Genomic DNA, 16,107 nt, shown 5'->3' with positions numbered 1-16,107 from the left:
TCAAGTTTGTTCTGTGCCCGTTTCAAGTTGCCGCTGCCCTTTTTTAAATATATTAGGAGGTATTGAAATGAATGATTTCCAAAGTCAACTCCAGGGCTTAAGTCTTGGCGATTTCCAAGCGACCGAGGCAGTTCCTTTTGACCCAAGCATGTACTATACTGATCCAAATCGATTTGGTGGTTTAGGCGGTGTTGGTGGTATTGGTGGTTTAGGAGGTTTTGGCGGTTTTGGTGGTATTAGCAGTATTGGGCGATGTTTTAGTTGCTTTAATTGCTTCCATAATTGCTTCCATAATTGCTTCCATAATTGTTTCCATAATTGTTTTCATAATTGTTTCCATAATTGCTTCCATAATTGCGGTGGCCATCGTTGCCATAATTGCGGCGGAGGACACAATTGCGGCGGAGGCGGTCATCGTTGTGGTGGCGGAGGCCATCGTTGCGGCGGTTGATAACAATAGATTTTTAACAAAGACTCCACCTAGAAATGGAGAGGAGAAGAGCCCTTGCAGTTTTTGCAGGGGCTTCTTCTCTACAACAATTAACATAAGGGACAAATTGCAGTACATAGGATGATAGTGATGATAATTATAAATGAAGTATGCTAAGGCTAAGGAGGAGCGGAAATGACAAATATGAACCCTTCTGTGCGTCTGAAGGTGAAAAGGGACACGTTTTTTCTCCCTGATCCAAACAGTGGTGTGTATTTTCGGAACAATGTAAGCTCATTTCGTATGGAAGGCAGTATGATCGATCAATGGGTTGAAAAGCTGATACCAATGTTTAATGGCGATTATACCTTGGATTATTTGACCAACGGATTGCCGGCGGCATACCGAGATAGAGTGTTTGAAATTGCAGAGGCACTATATCGAAATGGGTTTGCTCGAGATGTTAGCGAAGACCGTTCGCACCAATTGAAGGAACATGTTCTAAAAAAGTATGCATCGCAAATTGAATTTGTAGACAATTTGGTTGATTCGGGAGCGTTTCGTTTTCAGACCTATCGTCAGGCAAAAGTGTTGGCAGTAGGTTCTGGTCCTTTTTTAGTTTCATTGGTTTCTTCCTTACTTCATTCTGGATTGCCCAAGTTCCATATGCTAATCAATGACAGTGTTCAAACCAATAGAAGGCGGTTAATGGAACTTGTGGAACATACGCGTAAAACAGACGCTGAAGTGGAGATTGAAGAGGTCACACTAAACCAGCAAGGGGAAATTTCCTGGGAGGAGATTATAAGACCATTTGACTATATTTTGTATGTGTCACAAAAGGACGATGTAGAGGAACTCCGGCTTCTACATCGGGTTAGCAGGGAAGCGGGTAAAGTGTTTCTCCCTGCTATTTGCTTAGAACAGGCGGGTTTAGCGGGTCCATTAGTGTATCCAGACTCAGAAGGATGCTGGGAGTCTGCATGGCGACGTATTCACCAATCGGCTCTCTACAAAAACCAGCCATTATCCGATTTCTCCTCCACAGCTGGAGCTATGTTGGCTAATGTCATCGTATTTGAATTATTTAAAGACGTAACCGGCGTATCCGAAAAGGCACATAGGAATAATTTCTTCCTTCTAGATTTGGAATCGTTAGAAGGAAACTGGCATTGGTACATGCCTCATCCACTGGTGACAGGACAAATATCAGCTAGATTGATAGAAGATTTAGATAATCGATTAGCACAAGGAACGGAAAGAGGGGATCCGGGTAAATTACTTCTGGCATTCAACCAGTTGACCTCAAAGGTAACCGGCATTTTTCATATTTGGGAGGAGGGGGATTTAAGGCAGCTGCCGTTAGCTCAATGCCGAATTCAAACAGTCAACCCAATGGAGGAGGGGCCATCTCAACTCTTGGATCCTATCGTCTGTACAGGTCTGACACATGAGGAGGCAAGAAGGGAAGCGGGTTTGTCCGGAATTGAAGCGTATGTATCAAACATAGTCGGTTTGCTCGATCTGCCACCGGAAGTGGAGGTTGGAGCAGGTGAATCGTTCGCAGAAAGTGTTTGCCGGGGATTGCAAAAGTGTTTGGACGAGGAGTTGATCATTCAAAGTCTTAAACAGGAGTATTCAGTCCTCCCTGTGCAGTTAAGTTCTGTAGAAGATGAACGCTGTCGTTTTTATTTGCAGGCACTGACGACATTGCAGGGAGCACCGACTATTGGAATCGGTGAGGAAGTTTCTGGATTCCCGGCTGTGTGGATTGGAACAAATGACGGATGGTATGGCAGTGTCGATTTGAATATCACGATGGCATTACGAAATGCCCTGAAACAGGCAATTTTTAATTTGCAAAATGAAGAGGACTACGTTATGGCACGATCCTTGGAGGTTTCATCTATGATTCCGGATGAAAAAGTGCCACTAAAGATTGAAATTCCTGCGAGTGAAGAAAGAATACAGCCAGAGGACTTACTGAATGCTATGGAAATCTTAAAACGGAACGAAAAGCAGTTATTTGTATATGAACTAGAAATGGAACCTTTTTTGAAAGATGGATTGGCAGGGATATTTGGGATATTGGTTCAAGAGGAGGGATTAAGGTGAGTGCTGTCATGTTGGTTGTAGGAGAAGGGCTGCTGGCAGACCACATGTGTGAGGAACTGTCATCTCAATACTTGATATTTCGCCAAACTGATTTCGGGGCAATCGTACCCGGAAATATTGATTTGGCATTGGTTTTACATGATGCATGGAGTCCCTCCCTTCATCAAAAAGCAGAAGAGGTGTTTCGTCGAACCAACACTCCTTGGCTAAGAGGTTTTGTTTCTTTTGGAGAGGGCGTATTAGGACCTCTTGTTCGACCGGGGACGCCTGGATGTTCACAATGCGCTGATTTGAGGCGTCATATGGCAGGTCACGACCGGAAAGAGATGTGGGAGATACAAAAAAGGTTGGAGTTATCGGGAGAAATGCAGCAGGAAGTTTGGGCAGCACGTGCAGGTCTCTTACACTTGGCTCACCTGATGGCGGCGGAGGTCCAAAGAATTATCCAAGGAAATCAGGCCCAATCAGAGGGAAAGGTATGTTTTATCAATCTAAAAACGTTGAAGAGTTCTTGGCACAGGTTTTTGCCCGTACCCTTGTGTCAGGTATGCAGTCAATTGCCTGAAGATTCACTAGCCATGGCTCGAATATCACTTCAGCAAAGTCCGAAGGTTACCAACGACAGTTTTCGCAGCCGTTCGTTAGATGACCTGAATAATGTTCTCATAAAAGACTATTTGGATCCTCGAACAGGCCTTTTGAATAATAAAATGGTTAACCTCGTGCATCCTTTTGCTGATGTAAGTGTTAATTTGCCTTTGTTCAATGGGGATGAGGGAACAGCAGGACGGACTAACTCTTTCGCGGTTAGTGAATTAACGGCCATTTTGGAAGGATTGGAGCGGTACTGTGGACTTGAGCCCCGAGGCAAAAAGACAGTGGTTCATAACAGTTATAACCAGTTAAAAAATCAAGCACTCAATCCGATCGAGGTGGGTGTACACGCCAAGGAACAGTATGAGAAACCTGGTTTTCCATTTACAGAATTTGATCCAGATCGATCAATAGATTGGGTATGGGGATATTCGTTTTTACAGCAGCGACCGATTCTGGTTCCAGAGTTGCTTGCCTATTATAGTTTGGGCTGCGGGTCACGAGGATTTGTCTATGAAACTTCCAATGGATGCGCGTTGGGTGGAAGTCGAGAAGAAGCCATTTTCTATGGTATTTTGGAAGTGGTGGAACGTGATTCGTTCCTGATGACTTGGTACGCGCAGATGCCCCTCCCGCGTATTGAACCAAACTCAATTGAAGATACAGAGCTCATGTTAATGATTGAACGGATGCGTGCGGTCGCGGGATATGACCTATATTTATATAATTCTACCATGGAGCACGGAATTCCAAGTATTTTGGCCATAGCGAAAAACAGAAAGGAAAAAGGAATGAACCTTATCTGTGCGGCCGGATCTCATTTGGACCCGGTACGGGCGGTGAAAACTGCAGTTCACGAGTTAGCTGGCATGATGCTGTCATTGGATGAGAAATTAGAGGAGAACCAGGAGGAGTATATACGAATGCTGCATGATTCTTCCTTAGTGCAGCAAATGGATGACCATGGAATGATGTACGGTTTGCCGGAAGCGGAAGAGCGCCTGCAGTTTTTGCTTGAAGAAAATCGCCCATTACGACCGTTTCACGAGGAATTCCAGTGGAAGTCAAAACATTTAGATCTTACGCAGGATCTGCAGGATATTCTTCAAGAATTTCGCCGATTAAACCTCGATGTGATTGTGGTTGACCAGACAACACCGGAAACGATTCGAAACGGACTGTATTGTGTGAAAGTGTTAATTCCAGGGATGCTGCCGATGACATTCGGACATCACCTTACCCGTGTAACAGGGTTGGAGAGAGTGTTCAGGGTACCTATGGAACTTGGATATTCAAAGGAACCGCTGACAGCGGAACAGCTCAATCCACATCCTCATCCGTTTCCATAAGCAGTCACTAGGAGGATAGAGTATGAGTCTAGATGAATTTTTGCATAATTTACATTTTGATATTGAGAAGGCAAGCATCCCAAATTGGGAAGTGGATTGGGAAGACAAACCGCTTCCCTATAAACTATACCGCGGTTTGCCAGTGGTTTCATTATCTTTAGAAGTACCACTGACACTTGAAGGACAAAACCAACCCTCCATTCCTGACCAGCGTAAAATAGGGCATTTTCTTTGGTATGTTTATGGCCTTACTCAATTTAGCCAATCAGTCTTTAGCTTAGATTCTACAGAGAATATAAGAGAACTTATGCAATCATACAGGAGGTTTGCTCCCTCTGGTGGAGCACTGTATCCAAACGAATTATACGTATATTTGAAAATCGAGGATTTGCCAAAAGGGGTATATCATTATGATGTGGCACACCATCGCTTAGTATTGCTGAGGGAAGGAGATTTCGATTCTTATATAGCCAGGGCTCTTGGTAATCGTTGTGAGATTTCATCATGTTTTGGGACTGTTTTTGTATCGACTATGTTTTGGAAAAATTTTTTTAAATACAACAATTTTGCCTACCGACTGCAGGGGTTGGATGCGGGTGTGTTAATTGGACAATTATTGGAAGTATCGAAACGGTTTGGCTTTGAATCTGGGGTATACTTCCAATTTCTTGATCGGGCCATTAATCATTTGCTTGGATTATCTGAACAAGAAGAGAGCGTGTATGCAGTTATCCCGTTATCGGCGGAACCAACTATTTGGTCAGCCAATGGGAGAGAAATGGACAGAATGGTATCTTCAGAACAGTTGTGCCAAGAATTGAAACCGATTAAGCTGAATCATTACGTCCGGTCACAAAGAGTTAAAGAGTATCCGATGTTAACCAAGTTAAATGCAGTGTCCATGTTGAATTCTACAACAAAGTTTCCATTGATCGAGGCGAAGGAAAATGTGATTAGTGAGGGTCAAGCAGTAGCTCTGCCTCATGTGGAGAGGCTGTCGTATGATCTGGGATCTGTTTGTCGAAACCGATTTTCTCCAGATATGGATTTCATTTTGGGAAAGGTAACTCAGGTCGAACTGGCAAATCTGCTCCACGAGGCAACGGATTCCTTTTTGTATCGAAATGATTTGGAAGCTGCGCACAAGAAGCACGAGCCGCGTGTCTCGCTTAATGTCTGTTTGTATAATGTTGAAGGAATTCCTAATGGTGCGTATCAATATGACAGCACTACTCATTCATTACGTCAGGTCCATCTCGGAGATCATCGACTGCTACTGCAATCAGGCATGTCGTTATATAATGTGAATTTGCTCCAAGTACCAATCTGCATACATGTCACAGGAGTAAAGGATTACTATAAAACTACACTTGGGTACAGAGGATATCGAATCCAACAAATGGAAGCAGGTATGCTCGTGCAACGATTACTCTTATCGTCAGGAGCCGTTGGAATGGGAGGGCACCCGCTCCTCGGGTATGATTCTAACCTGTGTGATCAAATTTACAAGATGGAACCACAAGGAAAGACTAGCTTAATTCAAATTCCGATTGGTCCCTACCGACAACGTCCTTGGTTATTGGGAGGTTTGTGTAGTTAATAACGTAAAAAAGTAAAATAACTGACGACATTTCTACAAGTTTCAAAGAAATGTTGTTAGTTTATTACATAGTTAAAAAAATACAAACATTTTATAGGAAGCTGAAGTATAATCAAGACAAAGATCGAGGGAGGTTCTAATGATGGACCAGTACCCAACGCTAATTAAAATCTCGGAGGATATCTATCAACTGGTTGTTCGATATCCGTTTGGAATGTTTGAAATGAACAGTTACTTATTCCGTGGAGAAAACGGCTTTACGATTGTCGATACAGGCAGTGAAGCAAAACAATCCATCGATTTATGGAAAAAAACCTTAGCATCGGGAATCACTGTCGATAAATTAGTGTTAACACATGCCCATCCAGATCACTGTGGACTTGCTAGATGGTTTCAGGAAAATCATCGTATTCCTGTCTTTATTTCAAATTTAGGTTATCAAGAATTACAGAGAAAACGAAACCATCATAGAGTCAATTGGCTTCACGGTTTTCTTAAATCACATGATTGCCCTGAAATTTCTCAAAATATGGGTAATTCAGAAGCCGCTGCCTATGAATTTGAACCCGATGGAATATTTAAAGAACAGCAGACTATCAAGCTAGGAAACGAAAGGTATGAAACCATTTGGACTCCAGGGCATTCCTATGACCATTTCTGTTTTTATAATCAAAATCAGCAGGTGATGTTGACAGGGGACCATGTGTTAGCTGGACTTTCACCAATCATAGCACTTTGGTCGGAGTACGATGAGAATCCAATAAAAGATAATTTTGCCTCATTGGAAAAATTAAAAGCATACCCTACCAAGCTTGCACTCCCTGGTCATGGTGAACTCATTTACAACCTAAACGTTCGGATAGATGAAATGATAAAGAGTCACAACTATCGCTTACAGCAAATCTTAAATTTTGTTGGAAGTGAGGAAAAGACAGCGTGGCAAGTTTGCCAGGATATCTACGGTTCTCTTAGTAATACCAAATTCTTTGCTCCTCTTATGGCCACGATAGCAAGACTTATTTTCCTTGAAAAAAGTGGGGAACTACATAGTGACTTGAGAAACGGGAAATTGTACTATAGCCGGGGCATGTAGAATTCATACCCATGATCAGGACATCCTATTACCAGGAGGGATTAATTATGGGTTTTAGGGTTTTACTACTATTAATCTGTATCAGCTTTCATTATTCAATAATGGTCAGTGCTGAAGTTCCACTTACCGCTGCATTTATTCGCGACCATTAGCTATGGATCAAAAAGGGAGATCAAGAAGTCCAACTCACAAAAGGACAATATGTACTTTCTCCAAAATGGTCATACGATGGTCGTTTTATTGCGTATATTGATGGCGATGAGCAGGGAGAGAAATCAAATTTATACATTTATGACACAAAGGAAAAAGAAAGCTACCAGCCTTATGTAACCATTGAAACATCCGATTTTAAGTGGTCACCGGTAAAAAATCAACTAGCCTACAATTCACGGGGTATTTTAAATGTTACAAAAGAAAAGAATGGCCGGCCGCATGGATTTGAAAATGTCTCCTTAGGTGTTAGTGATTTTGAATGGTTTCCGAACGGGAAAGAATTTATTGTTTCCTCACAATCTAATTTACTTCCTAAGGGATGGGGACCTGTTCCCCTGTTTAGAATTCCTGTGGATGCCAATCTTAATACAGAGAAAATGAAGCCCTTTTATACGATTCAAACCGATGAATCCGATTTGTTTGCGATATCGGCTGACTATTTTAAATGGAGTTTTGATGGAAAGTGGGTTAGTTTTTTAGCGATGCCTACAGCTTCCTGGTCAAACGACAGCAATACCTTATGTGTCTTATCATCACAAGGAGATCAATTTCAAGCAGTTGGGAAAATGCTATGGTACAAAGATTGGATGAAGTGGTCAGCTTCAGCCAATCAACGCCAAGTTCATTACAACAAAAGGAATATACTCCTAAAGGCTTCGTTGACCTGGATTTAGAATGGTTCTCTGCCGATATCGTGATTGTGGCTCGTGCAAAAGAGAATAAGGCGTGGCACGAAGGACCGGTACCTGCTATGTTTACTGCACTTTATGCCATTACTATTAAATCAGAAGAACATTGGACACACAATCCCTCTTCAATCGTTTCAAATTTAGCTGCCTGTAACAGGGCATCTGATATCTTCTTCGCACTTACTTCCTTGGCAAATGAAAAGAGGTCTGCAGTTACAAACTCTGGCTGGCGAATCATTAGCTTATAAACCAGTCTGTCTTTGTCCAGCTGTTCTAATTGTCTACCTTCCTCATCCAAGTCCCAGACTCCTTCTAAAGGGTAAACCGTATATTCATAATATCCGTCGTGAGTGATTCCTTTCTTTGGAAGCATCCTGATTACATATGAGAGAGCATAAAGGGCCTCCACACTTTCCTTAAATGCTTCGTTGTTAGGATTTCCTTTTCCTTTTAATGTGAAGTAATTTATTGGAGGCACTGCAATCTTAGCTGGGTTCGCAGCAGGCAAATATATATCTTTCTCTCTTTTTCTCCATTCATATTTCATTGTTCGCTCTCCTTTATGTAAGCTCATAAAAATGATATATCATTTATCGAAAAAAACATTTTCTTTTCTACTTTTTATTTGAACCTTTTGTGCATGGTATAATTTTCTTATGAGATTGCTTAAGATTGAGAGGGGCTTGCACTATTATGGGTGTGAATAAAAAAACGGCACTTGTGCTCGGAGCTACAGGTCTAATCGGAAATGAATTAGTCCAATTACTTAGTGAAAATGGGCACTACCAAAAAGTGCATTTATTGGTTCGTAGACCGATTGAAGTTGAATCTAAAGTTTGTGAAATACATTTGGTTGATTTCAATAACCTACATCATTACCATGAGTTATTTCAAGTTACAGATGTTTTCTGTTGCTTAGGGACAACGATAAAAGTGGCAAAGACAAAAGAAGCTTTTCGTGTAGTGGATTACGAATATCCAGTTGAGGCTGCAAAATTAGCAAAGGAAAACGGTGCTGAAAAGTTTCTGATTGTTAGTTCTATGGGGGCAGACACTAAGTCTTTATTTTTTTATAGTCGAGTAAAAGGGGAGGTAGAGGAAACTCTATCTAGGTTAAACATACCTTCACTACATATTTTCAGACCTTCATTGTTGTTAGGGAAGCGGGAAGAGTTCCGATTGGGAGAGAAACTCGCAGAAAAGGCTAGCGGTATGTTGAACAAAGTCATGATAGGTCCCCTGCGTCAGTACCGAGGGATTCAAGCAAGAAAAGTGGCAGCAGCGATGGCCGTTGCGGCACAGTCAAATAAAAAGGGAAAACATATCTATCTTTCACATGAAATTGATTCTATGGTTGGGTTTTCAGAATGGAAAAAGCTTTAAACAATTGAATATTTTACCTTCTTATTTAACTGTCAAAGGTGTACCAAGTTAGGTGCACTTTTTTTGTTGTCATTTATCATTCGGCAAATAATTTAAGAATGTCGAGAACTTATTTGTTAAATTAACTGTCAATGATTTTTAAATTAACCCTATTTTCTATTTGAAAATATTGGTTTTATCATTAATTTTGCTGCCTATTTTTTTACTATTGTTCACTAGTAGGTTCGATGTAATTTTACAAAATTTTTTGTTCACATGTGATAAATTGGTAGAAGATTAACATTGGTACAAGAATTACTCTTATTAATCAACTACTTTATTCAACGAAAGTTCCCTTCAAAACATCATCTAATAATCATGATCACCTTTCGCGTTTTATTTAATCGAGTTACATATTGGATAGTAGAATACGAGCATCATTTTACAGGTTGTATAATGAAATGTACTTTTGTGGTCTGTAAAATTAAAAATAGATGCAGAATTTTCAGTAAAGTAACTTGTAAAAAGGAGGGCTTTTTATTGGAAAAAATACAGCGAATCTCCACTATCAATCTAGAACGTAACTTCCAAGAAGTAGAACGTGCACTTACCAGCCAAGAAGCGTTGGAAGAATCGAATCGCTGCCTTTATTGCTTTGATGCCCCATGTATTAAGGCATGCCCCACAGGCATCGATATCCCAACTTTTATAAAAAAAATTGCGTCAGGAAATCTACTTGGTTCTGCGAAAACGATTATGACCTCGAATCCAGTTGGAGCAAGCTGTTCTAGAGTGTGTCCAACAGAGGAGCTGTGTGAAGGTGCCTGTGTCTTAAATCATTCCACAAAACCCATTATGATTGGAAATCTCCAGAGATATGCCACTGATTGGGCCATCAAAAATGAACAAACCCTATTCGAGCCTGGAATACCTAATGGTAAAGCTGTTGCTGTAGTGGGCGGCGGACCTGCTGGACTTTCTGCTGCGAGAGAATTAGTCCGGTTTGGATATAAAGTGACGATATTTGAAGCTGCAGAAAAAGCGGGGGGGTTAAATACTTATGGAATTGTCTCTTTCCGTCTTCCACAATCCATTTCTTATTGGGAAGTGGAACAAGTTGAAAAACTTAATGTAACAATCAAAACCAATACTCGTGTTGGTAAAGATGTACCTATAGAGGATTTACTTAAAGATTTTGATTGTATTGTCTTGGCAGTTGGCATGGCGCATGTTCCTCATTTGGGTATCGAAGGTGAAGATCTCGAAGGAGTCTTTGATGCCATTGAATTTGTAAAGGGAACAAAAAGCGGAAAATTATCTAAGGATTTTGTTGGGAAGCGCGTGGTTGTCATCGGTGCGGGAAATACGGCCATTGATGGTGCTACCTGTTCCGTCCGTTTAGGTGCAGAAAATGTAAAAATCCTTTACCGGCGAACGGAAGAAGAAATGACAGCCTATGATTTTGAATATGAATTTGCTAAACAAGATGGCGTGGAATTCCGCTGGTTAACGGCACCTAAGAGAATTATTGGCGATAAAAGTGGGAAGGTAACCGGGATTGAATGTATCAAAATGAATCTTGGTGAACCTGATCAAGACGGGCGTAGAAGACCTAATCCAGTTGAAGGATCTGAATATGTTATTCCTGTGGATGCTGTTATCAAAGCGATAGGCCAAACTAGGCATCTAGAGTTAATAGAAGCTCTAGAACTACTGCATGATAGTGGTGTCGTACAGGTAAATAAAGAAACCTATCAAACTTCCAATCCCAAAATATATGCGTGTGGTGATGTTGTTTTTGGAAAAGGTAATGGCGATGCCATGGTCGTTACCGCTGCACAGCAAGGGAAACTGGTAGCGCATAGCATTTATAAACAATTTAAAGCAGCTGGTGTAACACAATAATATGAAATAAAAAAGAATATAATCATGTAAGCGCTTTCTATAGATAAAGGATGTTTCTTATTAAAAAGGGGTGAATTCATTTGGCTGATTTAAGTATTAATCTTGCAGGAATAAAATCTCCTAACCCATTTTGGTTAGCTTCTGCACCTCCAACTAATTCAGGGTATCAGGTTCAGCGAGCCTTTGAAGCGGGGTGGGGCGGTGCCGTTTGGAAGACATTGGGCGACCCCATCTTAAATGTTTCCTCGCGGTTTGCGGCGATAAGTTTTAACGGACAGCGGGTTGCTGGGTTCAATAATATCGAATTGATCACGGACCGGCCATTAGATGTTAATTTAAAGGAAATCTATGAAACGAAAAAGAGATTTCCAAACCATGCAATTATTGCCTCTTTAATGATGGAGCCACAACAAGAAAAGTGGCATGAATTAGTTAAACGTGTTGAGGATGTTGGGGTCGATGGTCTGGAGCTAAACTTCGGCTGTCCGCACGGAATGGCTGAACGAGGAATGGGGTCTGCCTCTGGGCAGGTACCAGCCTTAGTTGAACGGCAGACTTATTGGGTAAAGGAAGTGGCAAAAACTCCTGTTATTGTAAAACTAACACCAAACATTACGGATATTACCGCTACTGCTGAAGCTGCATGTAATGGTGGAGCTGACGCTATCAGTATGATTAACACCATTAATAGTTTAATGGGAGTAGACCTTGATACATGGAATACGATTCCACATGTTGCCGGCAAGGGTGCACATGGCGGCTATTGTGGTCCTGCAGTAAAGCCTATCGCCTTAAATATGGTGGCAGAGTGCGCTCGACATGCAAATATTAATGTTCCGATTTCGGGAATTGGCGGGATCTCGAACTGGCAAGATGCCGTAGAGTTTATGTTAATGGGTGCAACTGGAGTGCAAATTTGTACTGCTGCTATGCATCATGGATTTCGTATTGTTGAAGATATGATTGAAGGACTAAGCCATTACTTAGATGGCAAGGGTATTAAATCTGTTAGCGAAATCATTGGTAAATCTGTTCCAAGATATTCGGATTGGGGTAATTTAGATCTTAATTATAATATTGTGGCAAAAATCAACACCGAGGTTTGCATCAACTGTAACAAGTGCCATATTGCCTGCGAGGATACCTCTCATCAATGTATTGATAGGTTAACAGACGAAAACGGGAATGGCTATTTGAAGGTTAGAGAAGAGGATTGTGTTGGCTGTAATCTTTGCTCGATTGTCTGCCCAGTTGATGGAGCAATTGATATGGTGGAAGTACCAAATGAATTGCCGCCAATGTCCTGGAATGAACGACAGACGGCATTGAGTCTAGCAGCAGAATGTAAGATTGATATTCACAAATAAGAAGGGAGATATTGTATGAAGAAATTGATAAAAAACGGGACGATTGTAACAGCTTCAGATACTTATATAGCGGAAATATTAATTGAAGATGGAAGAATATCTCAGATTGGCACGAATCTGTCATCACAAGGAGCAGAAATAATTGATGCCAATGGCTGTCTTGTTATTCCTGGGGGGATTGATCCTCATACCCATTTAGATATGCCTTTTGGAGGAACGGTGACAAAGGATGATTTTGAGACGGGAACAAAGGCGGCAGCTTTTGGGGGAACTACGACAGTAATAGATTTTTGCCTAACCACGAAAGGTGAACCATTAAAAAATGCGATCCAAACCTGGCATGCTAAATCGAAGGAAAAAGCGGTAATCGACTATGGTTTCCATTTAATGATTGCTGAAATTAATGAAAATGTCTTAAGCGAACTTCCTTATGTGATCAATGAAGAAGGCATTACCTCTTTTAAAGTGTTTATGGCCTACAAAAACGTTTTTCAAGCAGATGATGACACATTGTTCCGAACCCTTGTATCAGCGAAAGAACATGGAGCGCTTGTGATGGTCCATGCTGAAAATGGAGATGTCATTGATTATTTAACCAAAAAGGCCATTGCGGAAGGAAACAAAGATCCAATCTACCACGCACTGACAAGACCGCCTGAGTTAGAGGGAGAAGCGACAGGGAGAGCAGCCACACTGACCGGACTAGCAAACTCCCAATTATATGTGGTCCACGTTTCTTGTGCGGATGCGGTTGAAAAAATAGCCGAAGCACGCAGCAAGGGCTTTAATGTGTGGGGTGAAACCTGTCCGCAATATTTAGTATTAGATCAAAGTTACCTAGAAAGACCAAATTTTGAAGGTGCAAAATATGTTTGGTCGCCTCCATTACGAGAAAAATGGAACCAAGAAGTTTTGTGGAATGCTTTAAAGAGCGGCCAATTGCAAACTCTTGGATCTGATCAGTGCTCCTTTGATTTTAAAGGACAAAAGGATTTAGGAAAAGATGATTTTACAAAAATTCCAAACGGTGGACCGATTATTGAAGATCGACTATCGATTTTATTCTCTGAGGGTGTGAAGAAAGGACGCATAAGTCTTAACCAGTTTGTTGATTTAACTTCTACCCGAGCGGCTAAATTATTTGGATTATACCCGAAAAAAGGAACCATTGCAGTGGGGGCGGATGCCGATATCGTTATCTTTGATCCGCAAGTTGAAAGAGTAATCTCTGCCGAAACTCACCATATGGCAGTCGATTACAATGCCTTTGAAGGCATGAAAGTCACAGGTGAACCTGTTTCCGTTCTATCACGAGGAGAATTCGTCGTCCGGGATAAGCAGTTCGTCGGCAAACCAGGTTCAGGTCAATATCTTAAGAGAGCCAAATACAATGTGAATGCACCAGTAAACCAAAACGAAACCCTACCTATTTAACAGCATTAGATTAAAACCCACTTCTCCATTCATTGTTGAACGACTCCTGCAATTGCTTGCACACAACAAGCAATTGCCCTAAATAACCTCAGTTGTTGTCGGTGATTGAATTTGATTATTTAAATTCTATAATCTTGGCTGTGTTCGAGATAATTGTTGATTTGCACCCTGTTGATTGGAGCGAAAGGCACGAAGACTCCTCGAAAATGCTATCGCATTTTCTTCGTGCGTGGGCGGATTCGAGGAAGTACTACAGAGTCCTGCGGGAGTACGGGGCTGGGGGGGGACCCCACAGGCGCTTAAGCGCCGAGGAGGCTCCCCGGCACGCCCTAAGGTGCGCGAAGTGCCTCGTGACAGGCAAAGACCGCCTGTCACTGCGGTGATTATTCGAAGTAGCTTTCCTTAGTGTAGCGGAAATCAACAGGCCCAATCAACACAGCCTTTAGTTAAACCGAAAAGGAGTGTTCATATGAAAAAAAGCCACTTAAAATCTTCAGATTTATTACCTATTCAACAAAAAGACAGAAAAGTTACAAAGCTAGGATACTCATTTATGTGGGTTGGGATGGTAGTAGTGCTCGCAACTTTTGCAATTGGCGGTGCAGGGGTCCAAAGTCTCTCCTTGCCACTTGTCATTCTTGCAACCATTATCGGTTCACTCGCCATCGGATTTTTCATTTCCTTAATTGCGGATATCGGCATAGAGCATGGATTGTCATTTCCTGTGTACATGAGAGCACCGTTTGGAACGATCGGAACCCATATTCCTTCGATCACTAGGGGAGTTACTGCATCAGCTTGGTTTGGCATTAATACCTATTTTGGTGCGACAGCAATGAACGGCATTCTAAATATTTTATCTGGTTTTGATAATTGGTTCGTCTGCTTTATAATTTTTGCAATTTTCCAATTGATTAATACCGCATTAGGAATTAAATCAATTGAACGGTTTGCAGATTTAGCAGCGCCAATCATTCTCTTAATCTCGATTTGGATGTATTCCTCATTATCTGACCAAGCACAAGCAGCGGGAAGAGATGTTTGGAGCTGGGTAGAATCACCTGTTACAGGTGGTGCGGCAGTTACTGCTTTTATGGTTGTTATTTTTAGTAACATGGGCTTCTGGGCAACATTGAGTGCTGATATTCCCACGATTTCGCGATTTATAAAAGCTCCTGCAAATGAAAAAAACTGGTTTAAACGTAATAAGAGTTCATTAATTGGAAATCTAGTTGCCATGCCATTAACGCAGACCTTTATGATCATCATCGGTGCAGTATCTTACATTGCGGTATTAAATGCTGATCCTGTAGTTGCACTTCAAGAGTCAGCCAGCGGGTTTATCCTTGCCGTTTTACTGTTGATGATCGTATTAGCCCAGTGGTCAACGAATACAGCTGCCAACGTGGTTCCAGCTGCAACGATTTTCTCTAATGTAGGCGGACCGAAGTTTCCTTTTTGGGCAGGTGTTATCACAGCAGGAATCGTTGGTACAATCGTTCAACCGTGGGAGTTATTTGGTGTCATCATTCCTATCCTACTAATCGTTGGCGGCATATTATCAGCAATCGTTGGTATTCTCTTTGCGGACTATTATTTAATCCGTAAAAGAAGAGTAAATGTGCCGGAGTTATATGAAGACCATGGTCAATTTAGATATTGGGGCGGTGTGAATCTTGCAGGCTTTATTGCTTGGATTATTGGCGGTTATGTCTCCTATTTACTCCCGGCGTATGGATTTTTAGTAGGTTTCCTGCTTGGAGCTGCTATCTATTATGTCCTGGCCAAATACTGGTGGTTTAAGAAGTATCAACAAGCTGAAATTGAAGATCCAAGTGACGCAAAATATCTAGGAATCTCAGTCGGACGTGATTGGGTGATTGAAGAAGAATTTGAGTCTGTCATCGAGGAAGCACCTGCTGGTTTAAAATTTGATTAATGAAAATTTCTGAATTG

The 16,107-nt window shown here is 41.4% G+C and carries 11 protein-coding genes and 1 pseudogene; 11 read left to right on the top strand and 1 reads right to left on the bottom strand.

Going from position 1 to position 16,107, the window contains the following annotated elements; translation table 11 throughout:
- The first annotated feature begins 67 nt into the window (after positions 1–67).
- The 6 genes and pseudogenes from QFZ31_RS04805 to QFZ31_RS04780 all read left to right on the top strand — a co-directional run.
- On the top strand, positions 68–451 hold the full coding sequence (locus QFZ31_RS04805) for a heterocycloanthracin/sonorensin family bacteriocin (RefSeq protein ID WP_307301340.1): 384 nt from the start codon (positions 68–70) through the stop codon (positions 449–451).
- A 174-nt stretch (positions 452–625) separates the two neighbouring features.
- A complete protein-coding gene (locus QFZ31_RS04800) occupies positions 626–2,545 on the top strand; it encodes a putative thiazole-containing bacteriocin maturation protein (RefSeq protein WP_307301338.1) in 1,920 nt (639 codons plus the stop codon).
- On the top strand, positions 2,542–4,488 hold the full coding sequence (locus QFZ31_RS04795; RefSeq protein WP_307301336.1) for a TOMM precursor leader peptide-binding protein: 1,947 nt from the start codon (positions 2,542–2,544) through the stop codon (positions 4,486–4,488). Before QFZ31_RS04800 ends, QFZ31_RS04795 begins: the two co-directional genes overlap by 4 nt.
- Before the next feature lie 22 nt (positions 4,489–4,510).
- Positions 4,511–6,088, top strand: a complete 1,578-nt coding sequence (locus tag QFZ31_RS04790; protein ID WP_307301335.1) for a SagB family peptide dehydrogenase — start codon at positions 4,511–4,513, stop codon at positions 6,086–6,088.
- A 142-nt stretch (positions 6,089–6,230) separates the two neighbouring features.
- Positions 6,231–7,181 carry an MBL fold metallo-hydrolase gene (locus QFZ31_RS04785; RefSeq protein WP_307301333.1) on the top strand — a complete coding sequence of 317 codons (951 nt, stop codon included), beginning with the start codon at positions 6,231–6,233 and terminating at the stop codon, positions 7,179–7,181.
- Positions 7,182–7,339: 158 nt separating this feature from the next.
- A pseudogene (locus QFZ31_RS04780) lies at positions 7,340–8,187 on the top strand (translocation protein TolB); the annotation flags it as partial.
- Here QFZ31_RS04780 and QFZ31_RS04775 read toward each other — a convergent pair.
- Positions 8,160–8,630, bottom strand: a complete 471-nt coding sequence (locus tag QFZ31_RS04775) for a GyrI-like domain-containing protein (protein ID WP_307301332.1) — start codon at positions 8,628–8,630, stop codon at positions 8,160–8,162. The pseudogene QFZ31_RS04780 and the gene QFZ31_RS04775 sit on opposite strands and share 28 nt — an antisense overlap.
- A gap of 152 nt (positions 8,631–8,782) precedes the next feature.
- Here QFZ31_RS04775 and QFZ31_RS04770 point away from each other — a divergent pair, with 152 nt between their 5' ends.
- The 5 genes from QFZ31_RS04770 to QFZ31_RS04750 all read left to right on the top strand — a co-directional run bounded on the left by QFZ31_RS04770 (position 8,783) and on the right by QFZ31_RS04750 (position 16,090).
- Positions 8,783–9,466 (top strand): NAD-dependent epimerase/dehydratase family protein, encoded by a 684-nt coding sequence (locus tag QFZ31_RS04770; RefSeq protein WP_307311374.1) that lies wholly within the window; start codon positions 8,783–8,785, stop codon positions 9,464–9,466.
- Between the two features lie 519 nt (positions 9,467–9,985).
- The gene (locus QFZ31_RS04765) at positions 9,986–11,350 is read left to right on the top strand and encodes an NAD(P)-dependent oxidoreductase (RefSeq protein ID WP_307301330.1); all 1,365 of its coding nucleotides are present in this window, start codon (positions 9,986–9,988) and stop codon (positions 11,348–11,350) included.
- Positions 11,351–11,430: 80 nt separating this feature from the next.
- Complete coding sequence (gene preA, locus QFZ31_RS04760; RefSeq protein WP_307301328.1) at positions 11,431–12,717, top strand: NAD-dependent dihydropyrimidine dehydrogenase subunit PreA; 1,287 nt, start codon at positions 11,431–11,433, stop codon at positions 12,715–12,717.
- 15 nt (positions 12,718–12,732) lie between these two features.
- Positions 12,733–14,151, top strand: a complete 1,419-nt coding sequence (hydA, locus tag QFZ31_RS04755) for a dihydropyrimidinase (protein ID WP_307301326.1) — start codon at positions 12,733–12,735, stop codon at positions 14,149–14,151.
- Between the two features lie 469 nt (positions 14,152–14,620).
- Entirely contained in the window at positions 14,621–16,090 is a 1,470-nt protein-coding gene (locus tag QFZ31_RS04750) for an NCS1 family transporter (RefSeq protein WP_307301324.1), read from the top strand.
- The last annotated feature ends 17 nt before the right edge of the window (positions 16,091–16,107 follow it).

The organism is Neobacillus niacini, assembly GCF_030817595.1.
GTDB lineage: Bacteria > Bacillota > Bacilli > Bacillales > Cytobacillaceae > Neobacillus > Neobacillus niacini_G.
Note: the sequence above shows the minus strand (reverse complement) of the source record. Positions and strands in the feature narration are given on the sequence as shown.